This is a genomic window from Pseudorhodoferax sp. Leaf265 (assembly GCF_001422365.1).
Lineage (GTDB): Bacteria > Pseudomonadota > Gammaproteobacteria > Burkholderiales > Burkholderiaceae_C > Pseudorhodoferax.
In genome coordinates this window covers 72,540-95,050 of the sequence record NZ_LMMT01000021.1, presented here as the reverse complement: position 1 = coordinate 95,050, position 22,511 = coordinate 72,540, and the positions used below count along the sequence as shown (strand labels likewise).

General features: G+C 70.1%; 16 protein-coding genes. 5 read left to right on the top strand and 11 right to left on the bottom strand.

Annotation, left to right across the window (positions count from 1 at the left end; translation table 11 throughout):
• The first annotated feature begins 253 nt into the window (after positions 1-253).
• On the top strand, positions 254-1,150 hold the full coding sequence (locus tag ASF45_RS18375; protein ID WP_056665760.1) for an alpha/beta fold hydrolase: 897 nt from the start codon (positions 254-256) through the stop codon (positions 1,148-1,150).
• 28 nt (positions 1,151-1,178) lie between these two features.
• Positions 1,179-2,159, top strand: a complete 981-nt coding sequence (locus tag ASF45_RS18370; RefSeq protein WP_162244029.1) for a tripartite tricarboxylate transporter substrate binding protein — start codon at positions 1,179-1,181, stop codon at positions 2,157-2,159.
• 395 nt (positions 2,160-2,554) lie between these two features.
• Here ASF45_RS18370 and ASF45_RS18365 read toward each other — a convergent pair whose 3' ends face one another.
• The 8 genes from ASF45_RS18365 to mdlC all read right to left on the bottom strand — a co-directional run bounded on the left by ASF45_RS18365 (position 2,555) and on the right by mdlC (position 12,117).
• The gene (locus tag ASF45_RS18365) at positions 2,555-3,097 is read right to left on the bottom strand and encodes an SRPBCC family protein (protein WP_056665753.1); all 543 of its coding nucleotides are present in this window, start codon (positions 3,095-3,097) and stop codon (positions 2,555-2,557) included.
• A 22-nt stretch (positions 3,098-3,119) separates the two neighbouring features.
• On the bottom strand, positions 3,120-4,355 hold the full coding sequence (locus ASF45_RS18360; RefSeq protein ID WP_082551112.1) for an alpha-hydroxy acid oxidase: 1,236 nt from the start codon (positions 4,353-4,355) through the stop codon (positions 3,120-3,122).
• Between the two features lie 15 nt (positions 4,356-4,370).
• Positions 4,371-5,339 (bottom strand): tripartite tricarboxylate transporter substrate binding protein, encoded by a 969-nt coding sequence (locus ASF45_RS18355; RefSeq protein ID WP_056665750.1) that lies wholly within the window; start codon positions 5,337-5,339, stop codon positions 4,371-4,373.
• Positions 5,340-5,484: 145 nt separating this feature from the next.
• Positions 5,485-6,492: a tripartite tricarboxylate transporter substrate binding protein gene (locus ASF45_RS18350; protein WP_082551111.1), complete on the bottom strand. Its 1,008-nt coding sequence runs from the start codon at positions 6,490-6,492 to the stop codon at positions 5,485-5,487.
• Positions 6,489-7,427: a ketopantoate reductase family protein gene (locus ASF45_RS18345; protein WP_082551110.1), complete on the bottom strand. Its 939-nt coding sequence runs from the start codon at positions 7,425-7,427 to the stop codon at positions 6,489-6,491. The genes ASF45_RS18350 and ASF45_RS18345 overlap by 4 nt, the downstream gene beginning before the upstream one ends.
• Entirely contained in the window at positions 7,424-8,884 is a 1,461-nt protein-coding gene (gene iaaH / locus ASF45_RS18340) for an indoleacetamide hydrolase (RefSeq protein ID WP_056665746.1), read from the bottom strand. Before iaaH ends, ASF45_RS18345 begins: the two co-directional genes overlap by 4 nt.
• Before the next feature lie 141 nt (positions 8,885-9,025).
• The gene (locus ASF45_RS18335; protein WP_056665743.1) at positions 9,026-10,477 is read right to left on the bottom strand and encodes an aldehyde dehydrogenase; all 1,452 of its coding nucleotides are present in this window, start codon (positions 10,475-10,477) and stop codon (positions 9,026-9,028) included.
• 38 nt (positions 10,478-10,515) lie between these two features.
• A complete protein-coding gene (gene mdlC, locus ASF45_RS18330; protein WP_056665738.1) occupies positions 10,516-12,117 on the bottom strand; it encodes a benzoylformate decarboxylase in 1,602 nt (533 codons plus the stop codon).
• A 100-nt stretch (positions 12,118-12,217) separates the two neighbouring features.
• Here mdlC and ASF45_RS18325 point away from each other — a divergent pair, with 100 nt between their 5' ends.
• Positions 12,218-13,105 (top strand): LysR substrate-binding domain-containing protein, encoded by an 888-nt coding sequence (locus ASF45_RS18325; RefSeq protein WP_056665735.1) that lies wholly within the window; start codon positions 12,218-12,220, stop codon positions 13,103-13,105.
• 175 nt (positions 13,106-13,280) lie between these two features.
• Here the strand turns inward: ASF45_RS18325 and ASF45_RS18320 are convergent, their stop codons facing one another.
• The 3 genes from ASF45_RS18320 to ASF45_RS18310 all read right to left on the bottom strand — a co-directional run bounded on the left by ASF45_RS18320 (position 13,281) and on the right by ASF45_RS18310 (position 17,845).
• Entirely contained in the window at positions 13,281-15,812 is a 2,532-nt protein-coding gene (locus ASF45_RS18320; protein ID WP_162244028.1) for a winged helix-turn-helix domain-containing protein, read from the bottom strand.
• A gap of 198 nt (positions 15,813-16,010) precedes the next feature.
• A complete protein-coding gene (locus ASF45_RS18315; protein WP_063887714.1) occupies positions 16,011-16,634 on the bottom strand; it encodes a c-type cytochrome in 624 nt (207 codons plus the stop codon).
• Positions 16,631-17,845, bottom strand: a complete 1,215-nt coding sequence (locus tag ASF45_RS18310; protein ID WP_235580962.1) for a sorbosone dehydrogenase family protein — start codon at positions 17,843-17,845, stop codon at positions 16,631-16,633. The genes ASF45_RS18315 and ASF45_RS18310 overlap by 4 nt, the downstream gene beginning before the upstream one ends.
• Before the next feature lie 155 nt (positions 17,846-18,000).
• On the opposite strand from ASF45_RS18310, the gene ASF45_RS18305 reads away from it, so the two are divergent.
• Together ASF45_RS18305 and ASF45_RS18300 are read left to right on the top strand one after the other, a co-directional pair.
• On the top strand, positions 18,001-19,098 hold the full coding sequence (locus ASF45_RS18305) for a DNA repair exonuclease (protein WP_056665731.1): 1,098 nt from the start codon (positions 18,001-18,003) through the stop codon (positions 19,096-19,098).
• 732 nt (positions 19,099-19,830) lie between these two features.
• Positions 19,831-22,485 carry an ATP-binding protein gene (locus ASF45_RS18300; RefSeq protein ID WP_162244027.1) on the top strand — a complete coding sequence of 885 codons (2,655 nt, stop codon included), beginning with the start codon at positions 19,831-19,833 and terminating at the stop codon, positions 22,483-22,485.
• The last annotated feature ends 26 nt before the right edge of the window (positions 22,486-22,511 follow it).

Here is a 22,511-nt window from a genome sequence, read left to right as displayed (position 1 = left end):
GCTCCTGCCGCAAAAAGCAGCAGGTTAGGGTTCTTACGTGGGTCAGATTTGGACGGAAATTACCTGTGGCAGTGGGTCAGTTCTGCGTGGAAATCAACACCCTGACGGCAATGCCATTCTGGCCATCGCTGCGATCGGTGACGCGGGCGTGTTTTTGGCAGAACTTGACTCTCCGCTGGCTCATGCGCTCGCGAAGACCGCCCAAGGCATTTCACAGCGGCTTGCCGGCCCACCGCAGCGACAGGCGGCCTGAATGCAGCCCGAGTCCAAAGCGAGGCCGCTCCTGCCGGAGGATGAGCGACTGCTGCGCACGGCACTTCCTCCACTTGCGCAGGTCGAGCTTGGGTCCGCGCGGCAGGATGCCGCCAGCGCCAAGATGTCCTACCGCGCGGCGGGACGGCGCGACGGCGACGCCGTGGTCATGCTCCACGGTCTGGGCTCGAGCTCGGCCGGCTATCGCGGCCAACTCGCCGGACTGCCGCCGGATGTGCGCGCGGTCGCCTGGGACGCGCCGGGCTTCGGCGCATCCGATCCGCTGCCGATGCCCAGCCCGACGGCGGATGACTTCGCCCACGCTTTGCATGCCTTCATCCAGGCTCTCGGGCTGACCAGGACGGTCACGCTCGTGGGCAGTTCCTGGGGAAGCGTGATCGCGACGACTTACGCCAGCCTCTTCCCCGGGCACGTCAGCGCACTTGTGCTGATGGCGCCGAATGTGGCGCGCGGCACGCTGCCTGCGGACCAGCGCGCGACGATGCTGGAAGGCCTGCATGCAAGCGCGGAGAAAACCCTGGCGGAAAACCGATCCGAGGTGGCCCGACGCCTTCTGCCGCCGGATGCACCACACCTCGTCCGCGAGCTTGTCATGCAACTGCGGGACGCGATGACGTTGAAAGGCTGGATGCAGGCGGTAACCATGCTCCTGTCTGTCCATACCCCGGACCGCCTGGCAACCGTGCGCTGTCCGGTGTCCATCGTGGTTGGCCGGGAAGATCGGCTCGCGCCGCCGTCCCTGCACGCCGTGCCGCTGCGCGACAGCGTGCCCCATGCGAGCTTCCATGAGATTCCCCACTGTGGGCACATGCCCAAGCTCGAGTACCCCAGTCACGTGAACGGCGTCATTCTGAGCGCCATGCGGGCATCTGCATGAATTACCGATCGATGGAATGGAGACGATGATGAATCGACGCTCTGCGCACAGCGCCCTGCTTGCGCTTCTCTCAGAGGCTCTGATGGGCCCGGCGCGCGCCCAGGGGCGCGCGTTCCCCCATCAGACTGTGAAGGTGATCGTGCCGTTCGCTCCGGGCGGAGGGGCCGATGTGCCGATGCGGCTGCTGGCCGACAGGCTGCGGGAGATCTGGGGCACCCCCATCGTGCTGGACAACCGGCCTGGCGCAAACACCATGATCGCCGCGCAGGCGGCTCTGGGTGCACCCCGCAACGGGCATACCCTGCTGGTCACCACGTCGTTGACCTTCCAACTGCCCTATCTGCTGCAAGGTTTGAAGCTCGATCCGTCGAAGGAGCTGACGCCCATCTGCCCGATCACCATGGAACAACTGGTCGTCCTGACGCCGGAGGCCAGCCCGATCCGTTCCTTGAAGGACGCGGTCTCCGTCGCCCGGACGGATCCGCGACGCATCGCGTTCGGGTCTCTCGGAAATGGGTCGACCTCCAACTTGGTCCAGGCCGAGATGAGCCGGCAATTGGGTGTCGAGCTGATCCATGTTCCGTACCGGGGATCGGCGCCGGTGGTTCAAGCCATGCTGGGAGGTGAGATCGGCCTGGCCCTGGTCAACTACGGCACCGCGAAGCCGCACATTGCTGCAGGCAAGCTGCGGCCCATTGCCGTGACGGGTGCACGCCGTTCACCGTTCCTGCCTGATGTGCCGACATTGAGCGAATCCGGCGTCGTGGGCTTCGAGAGCTCGGCATGGATCGGGATGTTCGCGCCGGCAGGCGTGCCTGCGCCAGTGATCCAGCAGGTCTCGGAGGACGTCCGGTCTGCGCTTCGGTCGCCCGACATCATCCAGCGCTACGCCGACTTCGGCCAGATCGCCGCGCAGATGAAGCCTGACGAGTTTCGCGCCCTCGTCGACAGCGATGTGGAGAAAAGCGGCAAGATGATCCGTGCCGCAGGCATCAAGTTGGACAGCTGATCCGAGTGTTGAATCTCCTGCGGCCGACTCCGTACTGCCACGGTGCCCACGGATGCCCACAGATGTCGTGAGAAGTCCGGGCGAGTGAGAGGAGTCCAATGTCGTCCCACCGGTGGATGTCGCATTTCAATTTCAGCTTGATCCCGTCGTTTGCGCCTCCGCGTTGAACGACAGCTCCTGGCGGCGGGTCTACATGGGAGGTCAGCTCTGCGCCCAGTGCAGCCGGCTGTCTCGGGCGAACGCGAGGCCGCTTTGAGCGGCACGGCCGCCGCTGAGTGAGAGCGGCGCTGTGGATCGCTCGCAAGCGCGCCATGGCCCAGGCCGCGCAACGCCGTTTCGGTTCGCACGTAGCCCCATGTCTTCTCTCGGTGGTTGAGGACCCGGGGCACCCGCAGTTACTCGCCGAGCGCTTTCGGGAGGTTGCCAATTCCGCCGTCGATCACGCTCTTCACGAGGCCGACCACGGCAGCGTCATCAGTCCCTGCCTCCACGCCGGACGGACGGCGACGGAAATCGGCCTTCCAGGTGAACACGCTACCGCCGTTCGGTGTGGCGCTGACCGCGTAGGTGGCGACGTAGTTCACGAACGGAAGTGGGGACTTGAGGATTCGATAGCGCAAGGTGCGTCGTTGTCCGTCCCACTCCAGCAGCTCGGAGATGAGCCATTGCCCCTCCCCCAAGTCGAGTTGTCTCACCGCCAATGGCCGCTTGTTTTCGCCCTCCAGCAAGGTCGTCCCCTTGATGCCCGGGTGCCACCGGTGGATGCCCAGGAAATCCCCTACAACAGCCCAGACGCGGTCGGGGGACTCTTTCAGCTCCACGGAGCCCTCGGCATGCAGCATGGGGGTGCTGTCCGCGGCGTAGGCAGTCCCTGCGGTAGCGACGGCGAAAGCGACTGCGCACGTACGCGCGAATGCACCGAATCTGGTCTTGTTCATGGTCAATCTCCGATGTTGTCTTTCATTTGTGGAACTGTGGAACCGAGCGGGGTGTCAGACCAGCACGATCCCGCGGCGGCAGACTGGCGGCCCATGCGCTTGGCGTCGTTTTGCATCCGACTTCGTCCGTGTCGACCGAAGGTGCTTGTCTGAGTTCGCCAATGCTGCGTGCTCCGAGCAGGACCATGGTGCGCACAAGGTCTTCACGCAGGGTGCGCAGCCAGGCTTCGATGCCGCGCTGGCCAGAAGTCGCCAGCGCGTAGAGAACGGGTCGTCCGACCAGCACGGCCCGCGCGCCCAGGGCCAAGGCCTTGGCAACGTCTGCGCCACGCCGAATGCCGCTGTCCATCAGCACAGGAATGCGCTCACCCACGGCCGCGACCACAGACGGGAGCGCTGCAATCGCCGAGGGCGATGCGTCCAGTTGCCGCCCGCCGTGGTTGGAGACGATGAGTCCGTCGATGCCGTGGTCGAGCGCCCTGCGGGCATCCTCGGCGTGCAGGACTCCTTTGAGCAGCAAGGGCCCTTTCCACAGCGCGCGCAGCCATCCAAGCTGTTCCCAGGCCAGCGTGCGGTCCATCGCGCGTGCCAGCAAGGCAGCCTGCAAGGCCGGTGACGCGGCCTCGCCATCGTCGGGCCTCAGATTGGCGAAGTCCGGTGCGCCATGACCTGCCATTCGCAGTGCCCAGCCGGGGTGTCGTGCGACGTCGAGCGCAAGCCGTGCCGTGGGCTTGAAGGGCAAGCGAAATCCGTTGCGCACGTCGAGTTCCCGATTGCCGCTCACCGGCACATCCACCGTCAGCACCAGCGCTTCGTACCCTGCGGTCTGTGCGCGCCGCACGACACGTTCGGCCATCTCCCGGTGCATCACGTACAGCTGCATCCACTGCACGCTGTCTGGCGCCGCCGCCCGCACATCTTCCAGCCGCGTGTTCGACGCCGTCGACAACGTGAAAGCGATCCCGGCTTCCGCGGCAGCCCGCGCGATGGCACGGTCGCCGTCGGGACGGATCAGCCCATTCAACCCGGTCGGCGCAATCCCGACGGGCATCGTCCAACGGCGGCCGAACAACTGGACGTCGGTAGCGAGTTCACTGGTATCGCGCAACACCCGCGGCTGCAGGGTGCAGGCATCGAGGTCGGCCCGGTTGCGCTGCAGGCACAGCCCGTCGTCCGCCGCGCCATCGACGTAGTCGAACACGAACCGCGGCAGACGGCGCCGGGCGGCGGCGCGCCAGTCGTGCGCATTGAGCAACATGCAGGCGCCCGATGCTCAGTCGAGCTTGACGTTGGCTGCCTTGATGACCGCACCCCACCGGGCGCGCTCGGCCTTCACGTAGGCGTTCATCTGCTCGGGCGTCCCCGGCACGGCTTCGATGGCCAGTGCCTGCATGCGCGCCTTGACGGGTTCCGAGGCCAGCGCGCTCTGCAGCGCCGTGGCCAGGGCCGCGACCTGTTCTGCCGTGGCGGCTGCAGGGACGACCAACCCCTGCCAGGCGAATGCCTCGAAGTCCGGCAGGCCCTGTTCAGCCAGCGTGGGCATGTCCGGCAACACCTTCACACGGTTCGTGCTGGCCACACCCAGGGCACGCAAGCGGCCGCCCTGCAGATGCGGAACGACGCTCGCGCTGTCCATCAAGGCCATTGGAACCTGGCCACCCATGATGTCCTGCACCGCGAGCGCGCCACCGCGGTACGGCACATGCTGCAGGTTCAGACCGGTCTTCTCGCGGAACAGCTCGCCCGCCAGATGCTGCGGGCTGCCGATGCCGGCCGAAGCGAAGTTGATCGGTGTCTTGCTGGCCTTGGCCCAGGCGACGAACTCCTTGTAGTTCGTCACCGGGACCTGCGGACCGACGACCAGCACGAGGGGAAAGCGTCCGAGCAGGCCGACGGACTTGAAGTCCTTGTCAGGATCGAACGGCAGCTTGGAGAAGAGCCAGGGATTGGCCGCCAGCGTTGCGAAGTCGGCCGTGAACAGCATGTGGTCCTGCGCCTTCGACTTGGCGACGTAGTCGGCCGCGATGTTGGTGGCACCGCCCGGCTTGTTGTTGATGATGATGGTGCGGCCCATGGTCCGGCCCATTTGCTCGGCAATGGTGCGGGCCAGCGCGTCGGAGCCGCCGCCTGCGGCGTAGCCGATCACCCATTCGGTGGTGCGGCCATCCTGCGCGAAAGAGCACAGCGGCACGGCCAACGCGAGTGCTGCAACGGAACGACGGGTCAGTTGAAAAGTGGTCACGGGATGTCTCCTGGTGGGCGATGGAAAAAATGCGGGATGGAACGCATGCGGCATGCGTTCGGGAGATGGAAGGCCGAGGCTCGGACAGGTCTCGGAATGCGCGAAGCGGCGGTCAGCACGGTGCCTTCGATGGCCGTCGTGCGTCTCAGTCGCCCACGATCTTGCGTTCGCGGATCAGCTTGCCGAAGCGCATGCCGTCCTCCAGCGCCTTGGCATGGAACTGGGCGGGCGTCATCGGCGCCGGCTCGCCACCGAGCGCCAAGATGCGGTCGCGGGGGCCTGGCAGCGTCAACGCCTTGTTGATTTCGCGGTTGAGCCGGTTGACGATGTCGGCCGGCGTGCCCGCTGGTGCGTACACGCCGAACACGGTGTCCGCATCAAAGCCCTTCAGGCCGGCCTCGTCGAGCGTCGGTACATCCGGGAACAGCGGAGATCGCTTGGGGCTGCCGACCGCCAGCAGCTTGAGCTTGCCGGCCTTGATGTGCGGAATCGCCACGCCGGGATCGAACAGGAAGTCCAGCTGTCCGGCCAGCAGGTCGGTCAGCGCCGGCGCTGCGCCCCGGTAGGGCACATGCGTGGCGAACACATTGGCCTGCGACTTCATCATCTCCGCTGCCAGGTGCGGCGAACTGCCATTGCCAGGGGAGCCGAAGGACAGCTTGCCGGGCTTGGCGCGCAGCTGCGCCAGGAACTCCGTGGCATTCGCGGCCGGAAAGCCCGGCGCGGTCACGAGGAACACGAGCACGCGTGCAGCGGCAGCGACCGGCTCCAGGTCCTTGGTCGGATCGAACGACATCTTGGGATAGATGTGCGGGTTGACCGACACCATGCCGCCCGAGCTCATCAGCAGGGTGTAGCCGTCGGGCGCTGCCTTGGCGACCGCTTCGCCGCCGATGTTGCCACCGGCGCCGCTCTTGTTCTCCACCACCACGGGCTGGCCCAGCGCTTCCTGCAACGGCTGCGTCAGGGAGCGGGCGATCTGGTCGGCAGCGCCGCCGGGCGGGAAATTCACGACGATCTTGATGGGCTTGGCCGGCCATGCCTGGCCGGATGCCAGGCCAGGCAGCGCCAGCGACAGCGCTGCCAGCACGGTGGCCCATGCGCGCCAGGCGCTCTTGCGGCCGGCGATGTGGGTGGGGCGATGGTTGTTCATGGTGTCTCCAGGGAATGTGGGGCGCGCGCCTGCACGAGCCGCACGATCTGCAGCAGCGTGCGCGTGCACGGAACGGGAATGCCGCGCGCCGCGGCGGCGGCGACCACGGCACCGTTGATCGCCTCGATCTCGGTGCGCCGGCCGGCCAGCACGTCTTGCAGCATCGAGGGCTTGTGGCCCACGTGGCGCGCGATGGCATCGGCCACGCGCGCCTTGCAGGCATCCACCTGCACGGCGACGCCCTGCGCCTGCGCGACCGCCAGCACCTCGTCGACGATGGCGAAGGCCAGGGCCTGCCCGTCCTCGACCGCACCGAGCTGGTCCACGGTGCACTGGGTGGCCGCGCAGATGCTGTTCAGCGCCGCGTTGAAGGCCACCTTCTCCCAGATCGCCGTCCACACCGCCACATCGGCCGTGCAGGCCAGGCCGGCCTCGTCGAGCGCGCGCGCCACCGCGGCCACGAAGGGCCGCTCACGTCCGTCCGCCGACATCAGGCGCACCACGCCCTTGCCATGGGAGTGGACATGGCCCGGCCCGACCAGGTCGGCGGGCCAGGTCGTCACCCCGATCAGGATGCGCTCCATGGCCACGTGCTGGCCGATCGCCTCCACGTTGCCCAGGCCGTTCTGCAGCGACAGCACGTGCGTTTCGGCGCCGATCAGGTGGGCCACTCCGGCGAGCGCCCTGGCGGTGTGCAGCGTCTTGGTGAACAGCAGCACCAGGTCCGGCACACCGTCCGCCTCGTCGGGCCGGCAGGCGCGCAGTGCGCGGATGTGGCGGTCCGTCTGGTCGTTGTGCAGGCGCAGGCCATGGGATTCGATGGCCTGCAGGTGCGCCGCGTTCACGTCGACCAGCGTCACGCCGTGGCCGCTTTCGGCCAGCAGGCCGCCGAACAGCGACCCCATGGCGCCCGCGCCGACGACCGTGATGTTCACGCGGCCCCTCCTGCGAGGCGTGGTGCGGGCAGCAGTCCCAGCAGGTCCTCCAGCGCCATGCCGATGCCCAGGAGGCGAGCGTCGGAGCCGACGGGGCCGTCCACCGCCAGCCCGACCGGCAGTCCGCCGGCGGTGAGACCCGCCGGCACCGTGATTCCGGGGATCCCTGCTGTGCTGCCCGGATCGGTGTTGCGGATGATGGCGGGAAACGTATCGACCGGGGCGCGCCCGTCAATGCTGATCTTGGACGTGCCGTTGACCGGGTCGATCACTGGCGCTGCCACCTGCACAGTGGGAAACAGCGCGCCGTCCAGCCGGTTCTGGGCGAAATAGTCGGCGTAGAGCTGGCGCATGCGCGGCCGGTGGATGCCGATCGCCGCCGCGTAGTCCTTGCCCGCCACATCCTGCACCACGGCCTGCATGGCACCCTTCACGTCGGGCCCGGCCACCTGGGCAAGGATCTCCTCCAGCCCGATGCCCTGGACACCGGTCTTGCGCAGGTAGGCCGGAATGTCCTCGTGCGCTTCGTGCAGGGCAATCGGAAATGCTGCCAATGCAGTGAGCTCCGCCAACCCCGTGGTGTCCACCTCCACGAGCACCGCACCGGCGTCGCGCAGCTTCTGCTTGGCCTGTTCCATGACCGCCAGCACCTGGCGTTCAGAGCCGTTCCAGAACGATGCAGGCACGCCCAGGCGGATGCCCGCCAGCGGTACCGGTCGCGCGAGCGGCTGGCCGCTCATGGCAGCGTCGAGCAGTGCCACGTCCCGCATGGTGCGCGCCATCGGCCCGATGGTGTCGCGTGTGTGGCTGATGGGCAGCACGCCGCTGCCGTCGTAGCGCCTCTCGGCACCACCGTCTCCCACCGAAGGCCGCAGCCCGGCGATGCCGCAGAACGCGGCCGGGATGCGCACGGAGCCGCCGGTGTCCGTGCCGAGACCGGCCGGTGCGATGCGCGCAGCCACGGCCGCCCCTGTGCCGCCGGACGATCCCCCAGGCACGCGGCTGCGGTCATACGGGTTGCGGGCGATGCCGGCGAAGGGCGACAAGTTCGTCGTGGTGGCGCCGAACGCCAGCTCGTGCATGTTCGCCTTGCCCAGCACGATGGCGCCGGCGTCCAGCAGGCGCTGCAGCGTCGGCGCGTTCGCCGTGGGGCGCACGTCGCGCAGCGCCGGCGTGCCGCCCGTGGTGGGCAGATTGCTGGTGTTGATGTTGTCCTTGACGACGATGGGCAGGCCGGCCAACGCAGGCAGCTTGTCGCCGCGTGCACGGCTGGCGTCCACCCGGCGCGCAGCCGCCATCGCACCGGCGCGGTCCAGCGCGATCATGCTGCGCAAGCCGTCCATGCGCTCGGCCTGGGCCAGCAAGGTGTGCATGTAGTCCTGCGCGCGAAGACGGCCGGACTGCATGGCATCCAGTGCCTGGGTGGCCGTCAGCTCCAGCTGCTCGGACGCCGGCATGGATGGGGTGCTTGCCGTGGCGCATCCGGCCAATGGGCCAAGCAGGGGTGCCACGGCGGCGACGCCGGCGGCTGCGATGAAATGGCGGCGCGGGGATGAATTGGACATAAAGCCCTCGATGGAGATGGCGACGCTTCTGTGTCAGAACGGGTAGCGCCGCTCCGTGGTCTGCACCGTGATCCAGCGCAGGTCGGTGAACGATTCGATGCCGGCGCGGCCGCCGAAGTGGCCGTAGCCGGACTCCTTCACGCCGCCGAACGGCATCTGCGGCTCGTCGTGCACGGTCGGCGCGTTGATGTGGCAGATGCCGGACTCGATGCGCTGGGCCACGTTCCAGGCCTTGGCCACGTCGCGGCTGAACACCGCGGCCGACAGGCCGAACGCGTTGTCGTTGGCGCAGGCCACCGCGGCGTCCACGCCGTCCACGCGCACGATGGGCTTGACCGGGCCGAAGCTCTCTTCCTGGTAGATCCGCATGTCGGCCGTCACGTGGTCCAGCAGCGTGGCCGGCATCAGCGTGGAGTCGGCCTTGCCGCCGCACACCAGCGTGGCGCCCTTGGCCAGCGCGTCGTCGATCAGCGCGTTGCAGCGCTCCACGGTGCGCATGTCGACCACCGAGCCCAGCACCACCGGGCCCTTGCGCGGATCGCCCAGGGGCAGCGCCTGGGCCTTGGCGGCCAGCTTGGCCACGAAGGCGTCGGCGATCTTCGCGTCCACGATGATGCGTTCGGTGGACATGCAGATCTGGCCCGAGTTGGCGAACGCGCCGAAGGCCGCGCCGTTGACGGCGGCATCGAGGTCTGCGTCCTCCAGCACCAGCAGCGGGGCCTTGCCGCCCAGCTCGAGCACGGCCGGCTTGAGGTGCTGGGCGCACAGCGCCGCGATGATGCGGCCCACGCGCGTGGAGCCGGTGAAGTTGACGCGGCGCACCGCGGGGTGCGCGACCATCGCCTCGACCACCGCGCCGGCATCGGCCGGGTCGTTGGTCACGAAGTTCACGACGCCGGGCGGCAGGCCGGCTTCCTGCAGCGCCTCGATGATCAGTCCGTGCGTGGCCGGCGACAGCTCCGAGCCCTTGAGCACCACGGTGTTGCCGCAGGCCAGGGGTGTCGCCACGGCGCGCACGCCCAGGATCACGGGCGCATTCCACGGCGCCATGCCCAGCACCACGCCGGCCGGCTGGCGCACGCCCATGGCCAGGCTGCCCGGCACGTCGGAGGGAATGATCTCGCCGCCGACCTGGGTGGTCAGCGCGGCGGCTTCCTGCAGCATGCCGGCGGCCACGTGCACGTTGAAGCCGGCCCAGATGGCCGAGCTGCCGGTCTCCGCCGCCATGGCGGCCGTGAAGGCCTCGGCCTTGGCCTCCAGCGCGGCGGCGGCCTTGAGCAGCAGGCCGCGGCGGGCGCCCGGGCCCATGCGCGACCAGGCCGGGAAGGCGCGGCTGGCGGCCTCGACCGCGCGCACGGCATCGGCCGCGCTGGCGGCGGGGGCGCGCGTGGCCACCTCGCCGTCCAGCGGATTGCGCCGCTCGAAGAAGCGCTCCTGGCTGGCCAGGCACTTTTCGCCGTTGATGAGGAGTTGGATCTGCTGCATGTGTGTCTCCACGGGTTGAAATCAGGAGTGCGCGGCGCTCAGGCCACGACGAGTTCGATCAGGAGCGGGCCGGCGTGGCCCAGCGCCCCCGCCAGGGCATCGCGCAGGCCCTCCGGCCGCTCGACACGCCGGCCCGGCAGGCCATGGCCCTGGGCCAGCGCGACGAAGTCCAGGCCCTCCAGGTCGGTGCCCTCCGGCTTGTCGCCCGGCGCGTAGCCGAACACAGGGGCGAAGTCCTGCAGCGCGGCGTAGCGCTGGTTGTTCAGGATCACGAAGGTGATGGGCAGCTGGAGCTTGGCGGCCGTGAACAGGGCCTGGATCGCGTACAGGCTGGAGCCGTCGCCGATCAGCGCGATGACGCGGCCGGGCAGGCCCAGCTTCTGACGGCCCAGCGCCACGCCCACGGCGGCCGGCATGCCATGCCCCAGGCCGCCACTGGCCATGGTGTAGAAGGAATCGGCACCGCGCATCGGCAGGCAGGCCTGCATGACGCCGCGCGAGCCGGGCGCTTCCTCGACCACCACGTCATCCGGGCCACGGGCCGCATCCAGCGCTTGCAGGGCGAAGGCCACGGACATCGGCATGGACGGCTCGGCACGTGGTGCCGGCCGACGGGGTTCAGGTGCCGTGCGCGCGGCAGCGGGTGCCGACGCGGCCAGCAGTGCGGCGACGGCCAGGTGCACGCTGGACACGATGCCCGTGCCCGCAGGGGTCCACGCCGCCATCTGCGGGTCGTCGACGATCTGCCAGAGGTCCGCACCGGGCGGCACATGCGGGCCCTGCCCTTCCACGTGGTAGCTGAAGGCCGGCGCGCCCAGCACGACGACGAGGTCATGGCCGGCCAGCGCTTCGACGATGCGCTCGCGCATCGCGGGCAGGAAGCCGGCGAACAGGGGGTGCTGCTCCGGGAAGCCGCAGCGCGCGCTCATCGGGGCGGTGAAGACCGCCGCCTGGTGGCGCTCGGCCAGCGCCACGACGGCATCGACAGCGCCGTCGCGGTCCACGCCCGCGCCGACCACGAAGGCCGGGCGCCGGCAACCGTTCAGTGCCTGCGCCAGCTGCGCCAGCACGGCAGGGTCCGGTGCCGTGCAGTGGCTCACTTTGCGGGCGGGCACCCAGTCGGTCGCGCGGTCCCAGTCGTCCGCGGGAATGGAGATGAACACCGGGCCGCAGGGCGCCTGCATGGCGATCTGGTAGGCACGCAGCAGTGCCAGCGGCACGTCCTCGGCGCGCGCCGGCTCGATGGCCCACTTCACGTACGGGCGCGGCAGCTCGGTGGCCTGGCTGGCCGACAGGAAGGGGTCGAAGGGCAGGATGGAGCGCGCCTGCTGCCCGGCCGTGACGATCATCGGCGTCTGGTTGCGGAACGCGGTGAAGATGTTGCCCATGGCGTGCCCGACGCCGGCGGCCGAATGCAGGTTGACCATGGCGGCATTGCGCGTGGCCTGCGCATACCCGTCGGCCATGCCGACCACCACCGACTCCTGCAGGCCCAGCACGTAGCGCATGTCCCTGGGGAAGTCGCGGAACATGGGCAGTTCGGTCGAGCCGGGGTTGCCGAAGAAGGTGTCGATGCCGAGGTCCCGCATCAGACGCAAGAAGGCCTCGCGCACGGTCGGACGGTTGCTGGAGGTGGACATGGTGTTGCAGGCGCTGGTGTCGAATTGCCTGCAGTGTCGAAGCGCCATGCCATCCGGGCAACAATATGGGCCTACTAAGTGCTATTGGGTAAACCAATAAATGGAACAGCTGGACCTGAACCTCGTGCGCGTGTTCGACGTGATCTACCGCACCCGCAACGTCAGCCGTGCCGCAGAGCTGTTGGGCATGTCGCAGCCGTCCACGAGCCAGGCGCTGACGCGGCTGCGCCTGGCCCTGGGCGATCCGCTGTTCGAGCGCACGCGCGGCGGCGTGCGGCCCACGCCCCGCGCCGAGGACCTGGCGCGGTCGGTGCAGTCCGGGCTGGCGCAGATCGAAGCGGGCCTGGCGGCGGAGCGAACGTTTGACCCGGCAAGTTCATCGGCCGAGCTGCGCATCCACCTCACCGACATCGGCGAGGCGCGCTTCCTGCCGCCGCTGATGCGCGAAATGCGGCGCGTGGCGCCGGGCATCCAGTTGCGGGCCAGAACCTGGCCGCAGCAGGACATCGGCGCGGCGCTGGACAGCGGCGACATCCACCTGGCCATCGGCTTCCTGCCCGAGCTCACCACCTCGGCCCATGCGAAGCTGCTGACAGACCGCTATGTGGTGCTGCTGCGCGCGGGCCATCCTGTGGCGCAGCAGGCCGGGCTGACACTGCGCAAGATGCAGTCGCTCGACTGGATCGCGGTGCGCTCGCACACGCAGACGCTGCAGATGCTGCAGGCGGCCAACCTGGACGGCAAGATCACGCTGACGACCTCGACCTTCCTGGCACTACCCGACATCGTGAAGAACACCGACCTGGCCGTGTTGATGCCGCAGCAGATCGCGCGGGAATTCATGCCGGCCAACCGCTTCAAGCTGCTCGACTTCGAGCTGCCGTCCAACGATTTCACGGTGTCGGTGCACTGGAGCCGGCGGCATGCGCATTCGCCGCTGGTGCGGTGGACACGCGAGGTCTTGCTGCGCCTCTTTCAACGCGACTAGGACGACTTGGCGGCGGGTCGCATTCGGCCCTGGCGTCCCGTGGCCGCGCACCTTGCGACAGCTGCGGGCTGGACGACGCGGCATGAGCTTGCGCTCGATCTGGATATTCGCCCGCTTCGTGTGTATTCCTTCGGAAAAGGGTGCACACGCCAGTCCCGGCCAGCGGTTGCGTCGCTCAAGCGCCCAGCACCAGCTCCGCCACCTCACCCTCTTCCAGCGCCCCGCCCTGCACCCGCCACACCACCACGCGCTCTTCCCCGTGCTGCGCTCCCACCAACGCCAGCACCGCCTTCATGGTCCGCAGATCGAACGGCGTGCGCACCTCGCCCCGGCGCTGCCGCGCCGCATCGTCGCAGCCCAGCAGCAAGGCCGCCTCGCGCAGCTTTCCACGCCGCGCCGCCAGCAGCGCCAGCATGCCCGCGAAGTGCCGCAGGCCGACCGAGCGCCGGCAGTACGGCAGGCTGCGCCGCACCTGCTCCAGCGCCTCGTCCAGCGCGCCTTGCGCCGTCAGCGCATGGGCGTACCAGAGCAGCGCGAAGGACATCATCTGCGCGTCGGTGCGCGGCGAGTCCTCCAGCGCCACGATGGCGCGGCGGTACTGGTCCACGGCCTCGTCGAGGTGGCCCATCTCGTGGTGCACGGCCGCCATGTTGCTCTGCAGGTAGAACAGCGTGCGGCCATCGCCGTGGCGGCGCACGTAGGGCAGCGCCTCGGTGTAGGCGGCCAGTGCCTCGTGCGAGCGGCCCTCGAAGCGGCGCACCATGCCCTCGATGTACAGCGGCAGGCCACGCAGCGGCGCGAAGGGCGCGGGCTGCGTGAGCGCGTGCACGCGGTCCAGCGTGCCGCGTGCCAGCGCCAGATCGCCGCAAATGCCGGCCACGTAGCCGCGCATGCACAGCGCGTAGACCAGCACCATGGAAGGCGGATGGCGCTCCAGGATGGCCAGCGCCGCGTCCAGCAGGCGCAGCCGCTCACGCCCCTCCACGCCGCCGTGCAGGCCGACCATGGCCAGTCCGAACTGGAAGCGCGCGAGCACGAGTTCTGGCGTGTCGGCACCGATCAGCGGCTCGGCGCGGCGCATCCAGGCCACGCATTCGGGATAGCGGCCGGCCTCGTACATGAACTCGGCCGCGGTGTTGGCCAGGTCCAGCGCGAGCGCGCGTTCGCCGCCGGCCACGGCCCAGTCGATGGCAGCGCGCAGGTTGTCGGCCTCGCCCTGGCAGGCCTGCATCCACTGGTCCACGGTCTCCAGGCCCAGGCGCTCCATGCGCGTGCGGCGGTCGAACATGGCGAGCATGGCGCGCGCATGCGCCAGCTGCAGCGCAGGCCGCTCGCCGGCCAGCTCGAGCTGGTCGCAGGCGTAGGCGCGCGCGGTCTCCAGCAGGCGGTAGCGCGGCGTGGCGCTGGCGGTGTCCACCACCACCATGGACTTGTCGACCAGGTTGCCCAGCAGCTCCAGCACGTCCCAGGCGTCGGTGGTGGCGTCGGCCGCCAGCTGCTGGGCCAGTTCCAGGCCGAAGCCACCGACGAACACGCCCAGACGGCGGAACACCTTCTTCTCGTCCTCGCGCAGCAGCGCGTGGCTCCAGTCCAGCGTGGCGCGCAGCGTGCGGTGGCGCTCGGGCGCGTCGCGCGCGCCGCGGCTCAGCATGCGCAACCGCTGGCCCAGGTGCTGGCGCACGCCCTCCACGCCCAGCAGCGGCACGCGCGCGGCGGCGAATTCCAGCGCCAGCGGCACGCCGTCCAGCGCCCGGCAGATCTCCACCACGGCGCCTTCGTTGCCGGGGTCGAGCGCGAAGCCCGGCAGCGCGGCCTGGGCCCGCGCCAGGAACAGCGCCACGGCGCCGTGCGACTGCGCGGCCTCACGCGTGCCGGGTTCGGGCACGGACAGCGCGTCCAGGCGCACCTGCTGTTCACGCGCCAGGCGCAGCGGTTCCTGGCTGGTGGCCAGCACGTGCAGGCCGGGGCTGGCCTGCAGCAGGCGGTCCACGAGTTCGGCCACGGCGCCGGCCAGGTGCTCGCAGTTGTCCAGCACCAGCAGCGCCCGGGGCGGCAGCCGCTCGGCCAGCGCGGCCAACGGGTCGGGGCCGGGCAGGTTGATCTGCAGCACGCGCGCCACGGCCAGCGGCAGCGCGGCGGCTTCGGCCACCTCGGCCAGCGGCACCAGCCAGACGCCGTCGGCGAACGCATGGCCCAATTCCCAGCCCACGGCGCGGGCCAGGCTGGTCTTGCCGATGCCGCCGGCACCGAGCAGGCTGACCAGGCGCTGCGCGCGCACCAGCGCGGCCACGGCCGCCAGGTCGGCACTGCGGCCGAGCAGCGGCACGTCCTGGCGCAGGTTGCCGACATGGCCGCGTGCGGCGGGCGGTGCCACCACGCGCGGCGCAGCGGCCGGCGCGGGACTTTCGTCGATCAGCAGGGACGCGAAGCGGTAGCCGCGGCCCGGCACGGTGGCGATCGCCTTGCTGCCGAGCAGCTTGCGCAGCGTGCTGACCTGCACCTGCAGGTTGTTCTCCTCGACCACGAGCCGGGGCCAGACCATCTCCATGAGTTCGTGCTTGGTCAGCAGCCGGTCGCGGTGGGTCACCAGCGCCTGCAGCAGGTCGAAGGCGCGCGCACCCACGGGCACGGGGGCGCCATCGACGCACAGCTCGCGTGTATCCAGCCGCAACTCGGCCCGGTCGAATCGAAAAACAGTCTCAGCCATGTCCCATCGTGTTGCCCAAGCCCTCGCCGGCATCCGGCCACGGCGTCGCCCGGCCTGCAGGCAGGGATTGTGCCGTGCTAGCACACATTTGTGCATTTACCTGACGGAAGCCGTCCGACATTTGTTCGGAACTGTATCGGATGCCGGTGGCAGGCGCACGAAAACCCGACCGGCAGCAGGTGCAGGCCGGGGGCGGGGCTACTTGCGGGCCGGAGCGGCGGGCGCGAAGCGCGCGATGAAGTAGGCCAGCGTGTCCAGGTCTTCGGGCGCCACCGGCCCCACCGCCTCGCCCATGGCCATGGTGTAGCCAGGCCGCTTGCCGGACTTGTACTCCTGCAACGTGAGCTGCAGGTAGTCCTCGCGCTGCTGGGCCAGGCGCGGCACCTGCTGGCCGCCCGACAGGTCGGCGCCATGGCAGGCGAAGCACTTGTGCTGCTGCGCGAGCGACTGCCCCTTGGCCATGCGCGCGGCGTCGGGCGGCGTGGCCGGCGGCGGTGCCGGCACGGCCGGCAGCGTGGCGATGTACTCGGAGAAGCCGCGCAGGTCGGCATCGGTGAGCGTCTTGGCGATGGCCGTCATCGCCTCGTTGCTGCGCCGCCCCTCGCGGAACAGGAACAGCTGCGTGATCGCGTAGAACGAGTGCTGCCCCGCCAGCGCCGGGGTGAGCGGCATGTCGCTGCGCCCGTTGGCGCCGTGGCAGGCGGCGCAGACGGCGGCGTAGCGCTGGGCATAGGCGGCAGCGCCCTGCTGCGCCGCCGCCGGCCCCGCGAGCAGGGCCGCCAGCGCGAGGCCGGCGCCCTGCAGGACGGCGGCGCGCCTCACTTGCCGCCGTAGCTGATGCGGTAGATCGCGCCCGCGTGGTCGTCGGAGACCAGCAGCGAACCGTCCTTCATCACCATGAAGTCCACCGGCCGGCCGAGGTAGGTGTTGTTCTCGACGAAGCCCGTCATGAAGGGCTCGACCTTCGCACCGCCCTTGCCGTCGGGCCAGGCGACCGACACGTCGGCGTACTTCACCGTGCGGTTCCAGGGGCCGTGGCGGGCGATGAACATGGCGCCCTGGTACTTGGCCGGGAACATCTTGCCGGTGTAGAACTTCAGTCCCAGCGAGCCCGCATGCGGGCCCAGCAGCGCGGCCGGCTTGGCGAACTCGTTGCCGGTGCAATCCTTGCCCCAGCCGAACTCGGGGTCGGCGATGTTGCCCTGGTGGCAGAACGGGTAGCCGAAGTGCTGGTCCGGCTTGCTGACCACGTTGAGCTCGTCGTTGGGGATCTCCTCGCTCATCCAGTCGCGGCCGTTGTCGGTGAACCAGAGCTGGCCGCCCTTGGGGTTGAAGTCGAATCCCACGGTGTTGCGCACGCCCGCCGCCACGGTTTCCATGCCGCTGCCGTCCAGGTTCATGCGGTAGATCTTGGCGTACTCGCCCGGGTCGCAGATGTTGCAGGGCGCGCCGATGGCGAAGTACAGCTTCTCGTCGCGGATGCGCAGGTACTTCCAGCTGTGGTCGCCGCCGCCGGGCAGCTTGTCGTAGAGCACCTTGGGCTCGCCCAGGTTGTCGAGCTTGCCCTCGGCGTCGTCGTAACGCAGGATTTTCGTGTTGGTGGCGACGTAGAGCGCGCCCTTGTGGAACTCGATGCCGGTGGCGAACGGCATCTTGTCGATGATGGTCCTGGCGGTGCCCTTGCCATCGGCCGGCAGCGCGTAGACCTTGTTGCCCACGAACAGCGTGCTGACGAAGATCGTGCCCTTGTCGCCCTGGCGCAGGCCGCGCGCGTCGAGCAGGCCCGAGGCGAAGGTCTCCACCTTGAAGCCGGGCGGCAGCTTGAATTTCTTGGTCGGCAGCTGGTCGACCGCCGTGGGGATGGGGAACGCCGGCACCGGCGCCATGCGCATGGCGGTGTCGGTCTTGGGCCGGCCCTTGGCCCAGCCGGGCTCCTCCTCGGCCTTCTGCTGGGCCCAGGCGGCGGTGCCGGCCAGCAGCACGGTGGCGGCGCACACAGCACGAACTGTGGCGCGGATCATGGCGTTCTTCATGGTCTCCTCTCGTTGGTGGATCGTCCGTTCCCGACACAGAACATGACACACCGACCTGATCGCTACGTAGTCGTGTATTCCCCTAGATTTGTAACGCTTCGTGCACAAATGTCGCACGGCAGACAGCGCGGTCCCGCCGGGCACAATCCACGGCCATGCCCCGTTTCCTGCACACGGCCGATTGGCAGATCGGCCGCCAGTTCGCCACCCTGTCCCCCGACAACGCCCCCATGCTGGCCGAGGCCAGGCTGCAGGCCGTGGAGCGGCTGGCGGCGTTGGCAACGGCCGAGCGTGTGGACGCCGTGCTCGTGGCCGGCGACGTGTTCGACGCGCAGACCGTTTCCGAGCGCACCGTGCGCCGGCTGTTCAACGCGCTGGCCGGCTTCGCCGGCCCCTGGCTGCTGCTGCCCGGCAACCACGACGCGGCGCTGGCCGAGAGCGTCTGGAGCCGTGCCCAGCGCCTGGGCGCCGTGCCGCCCAACGCGCATCTGTTGCTGGAGCCCGGCGTGCGCCTGTTCGAAGGCCAGGGCTTCGCCGCCCTGCCCGCGCCGCTCACGCAGCGCCACACGCACCACGACCTCACGGCCTGGTTCGACAGCGCCGACACGCCGGCCGGCCTGCTGCGCATCGGCATCGCGCACGGCAGCGTGCAGGGCATCCTGGCCGAGGGCATCGATTCGGCGAACCCGATCGCGCCGGACCGGGCCGCGCGCGCCCGGCTCGACTACCTGGCGCTGGGCGACTGGCACGGCACCAAGGGCATCGACGCGCGCACCTGGTACGCCGGCACGCCCGAGCCCGACCGCTTCCGCGCCAACGACGCGGGCAACGCGCTGCTCGTGGACATCGACGCGCCCGGCGCCACGCCGCAGGTGCGCAGCGTGGCCGTGGGCCAGTTCCGCTGGCAGCAGATCGATGCGGCGCTGCAGGTCGACAGCGACCTGGACGTGCTGCTCGGTCAACTGGCCGCGCTGACACCCCAACACGTGGTCGAGCTGCGCCTGCGCGGCCAGATGGACCTGGCGGCGCGCACGCGCCTGCAGGCCGGCCTGGGCGCCGCGGAAGCCCGCGTGCGCCATCTGCAGGCCGACCAGGGCGCACTGCGCCTGGTGCCGACCGATGCCGACATCGCCGGGCTGCAGGCCGACGGCTACCTGGGCGAGGTGATCGCCGAGCTGCGGGCCGAAGGCGAGAGTGAGACTGCCCAGGATGCGCTGGCCTTGCTGGCGGGCGTGTTGGCGGAGCGGGCATGAAAGGGAGCCACATCTCAGTCCAAGGCCGAGCGCAGCGACGGCCCGAACCCCAGGCCGAGCGCAGCGATGGCCCGTGTGGGACTTTCCCCTGTGACACTGCCGAGGAGCGCAGTGCCATGGGCTGCGCGGGGAACCTCGCGCTTCAACATCTGACTCATTGCGCTTGTTCGAATGCAGTGAACGAAGTGAACAGCATGAGTTGCGCAATGCAGCCCATGGCGCGAGCACCGCAGGTTGCCCGGAGCGCCAGCGCAGGGACAGGGGCACCGGGGTCGCCTTCTTTTGCTTACTTTTCTTGGCGAGACAAGAAAAGTCAGTCCGGGTGTGGGGTGGATAGCCCCACCTCCTCACTCGGATTAGCCAGTGGTGTGCATAGAACCCACTGCGTGCGCATGAGCACCTGGAGCCGGGATGTGCGCCCGGCAGCGCAGTCACTTTCTCTTGGCTACCGCCCAAGAGCAAGTAACCAAAGAGAAGGCGGCCCCGGTGCCCCCGTCCCTGCGCTGGCGCTCCGGGCAACCTGCGGTGCTCGCGGCCTGGGCGCATTGCACAACTCGCACCACTCACTGCGTTCGTTCAGCTCGAACAAGTGCAATGAGTCAGATGTTGAAACGCGAGGTTCCCCGCGCCGCCCAGGCCACTGCGCTCCTCGACGTGGGCACAGGGGTGGGAGCGGGGTCACACACGGGCCATCGCTGCGCTCGGCCACCGCCTTCTTGTGGGCGCATTGACATGACCATGCAGATCACGCGCCTGCGCGTCGAGCAGTTGCGCCGCTTCCGCGCCCCGCTCGAACTCACCGGCTTCACCCCCGGCCTCAACATCCTGGCCGGCCCCAACGAGGCCGGCAAGAGCACGCTGGTGCGCGCGATCCGCGCGGCCTTCTTCGAGCGCCACAAGTCCAGCATGGTCGACGACCTCAAGCCCTGGGACGAGGGCAGCGGCGCCGCGCCGCGCGTGGAGATCGACTTCCAGCTCGCCGGCCAGCCGCACCACCTGGTCAAGAGCTTCCTCGGCAAAAAGCGCTGCGTGCTGTCCATCGGCACGCGCCAGCTCGAAGGTGCCGAGGCCGAAGACCATCTGGCCCAGCTGTTCGGCTACGCGTACTCGCCCAAAGGCGCCAGCAAGACCGAGCACCAGGGCATCCCGGGCCTGCTGTGGGTCGAGCAAGGCAGCGGGCAGGAACTGGACGTGCGCCATGCGCGCGAGCACCTGCACGATGCGCTGCACGGCCAGGGCGAGGCCGCCGGCGCACTGGCCGCCACCGGCGGCGATGCGCTGCTCGAGCGCCTGCGCAAGGACCGCGCCGAGCTGCTGACCGGCACCGGCAAGCCCACCGGCGAACACAAGCAGGCCCTCGACGCCGTGGTCCAGCACCAGGCCGACATCGCCGCCCTGGATGCGCAGATCGCCCAGTACCGCGAACAGGTCGACCGGCTCGACCAGCTGCGCCGCGCGCACGCCGCCGACAGCAGCCAGCAACCCTGGGAGGCGCTGGAGCGCGACCTGGCCCAGGCGCGCGAGCGGCAAACCGCGCTGGACGCCAGCGCGCGCCAGCTCGGCGAAGACCGCCAGCGCCTGGCCGACCTGGCCCGCACGCGCGAACTGCTGGGCCAGCGCCTGGCCGCGTTCGGCCAGCAGGAGGACGACCTGGCCCGACGCCAGGCCGCGCTGAACCAGGCCGAGACCGCCGCGCAAGCAGCCGACGCCGCCACCACCCGGGCCCAAGCCGCAGCCGACGCCGCCCAGGCCCAGGCCCAGGCCGCCCAGGGGCAGGCCCAGGCGGCCCAGCAACAGGCGCTGCGCGACAGCCTGCAGCAGCAACTGGCCCAGGCCCAGGCCGACGCCACCAGCGCCGGCCGGGCCTTGCAGCGCGCCCAGGCCGCCCATGCCGAACTCGCAACGCAGCGCGCCCAGGCCGCTGCGTTGCCGGCCATCACGCCGCGCCAGCTGCAGCAGCTGCGCACACTGCTGCAGGCGCGCGAGCAGGCGGCCCTGCGGCACCAGGCCGTGGCCACGCGGCTGGCCTGGCAACTGCCGCCGGGCCAGGACCTGCGACTCGACGCGCAGCCGCTGCAGGACCAGGGCGAGCTGCTGCTGACCGCCCCCGCGCTGCTGCACCTGCCCGGCGGCGGCGCCTTGCGCATCACGCCCGGCGGCCAGGACCTGGCCGAGCTGGCCCGCACCGACCAGCAGGCCGGCCACCAGCTGCAGCAGGCCATGGCCGCGCTCGGCCTGGCCGACCTGGCAGAGGCCGAAGCCCGGCTCGCCGCCTGCAGCGCCGCGCAAGGGGCCGTGCAGCTGGCCGAGCAGGCGCTGGCCATCGTCGCGCCGCAGGGGTTGGACGCGCTGCACACCGCCTGCACCCAGGCCCAGGCGCGCATCCACACGGCCGATGCCGCCCTCGCCCGCCTGCCGGCCGCGCCGCAGGACGTCATGCCAGCGGCACAGGCTGTGGCTGCGGACCAGTCCGCGCAGCAGGCCCTGGCCATCGCACGCGAGGCCCTTGCCAAAGCCCAGGCCCAGCAGGCGGCGGCCGGCAGCCGGCGCGATGCCGCGCGCACCGAACTGCAGGCCGCGCAAGCCCGGCTCGCCGCGCCCGAGCGCGCCACCCAGCAGGAGGCCGCGCAACAGCAGCTGCTGCAGGCCCAGGCCGAACACCAGGCGCTGGACGCGCGCGTGGCCCAGACGGCGGCCAGCCTGCAGTCGGCCCGCCCCGACATCGTGGCCCAGGACATCGCGCGGCTGGCGCGCAGCGTCGAGCAGTTGCGCGCCAGCCACCGGCAGCGCCACGAGCAGATCCTTGTGCTGCAAAGCGCGCTGCAGCAGGCCGGCGCGCAAGGCTTGGAGGAGCAGCGCGCCGCGCTCGACGGCGAACTGCAGCGCGCGCTGCGCCGCCAGCACGAGCTGCAGCGCCGCGCCGCCGCGCTCGACCTGCTCTGCGAACGCCTGCAGGCACGCCGCCAGGCCACGCTGGCGCGGCTGCAGGCGCCATTGGCGCAGCGCCTGCAGCACTACCTGCCGCTGCTGCTGCCCGGCGCCAGCGTGCAGATCGACGAGCAACTGGCGCCCGCGCTGCTGACGCGGCCGCGCAGCACGGGCGCAGCCGAATCCGGTGCCGTGGAGGCACTGAGCTTTGGCGCGCGCGAACAGTTGGGTCTGATCAGCCGCTTCGCCTACGCCGACCTGCTGCAGCAGGCCGGCCGGCCCACGCTGCTGATCCTGGACGACGCGCTCGTGCACAGCGACAGCGAACGCCTGTGCCACATGAAGCGCGTGCTGTTCGACGCCGCGCAGCGCCACCAGGTGCTGCTGTTCACCTGCCATCCGTCGCTGTGGCGCGACATGGGCGTGGCCGTGCGCACGCTGGACGGCGCGGCGGCCTGAACCGGGACGGGTCCAAGCCCAGGGCC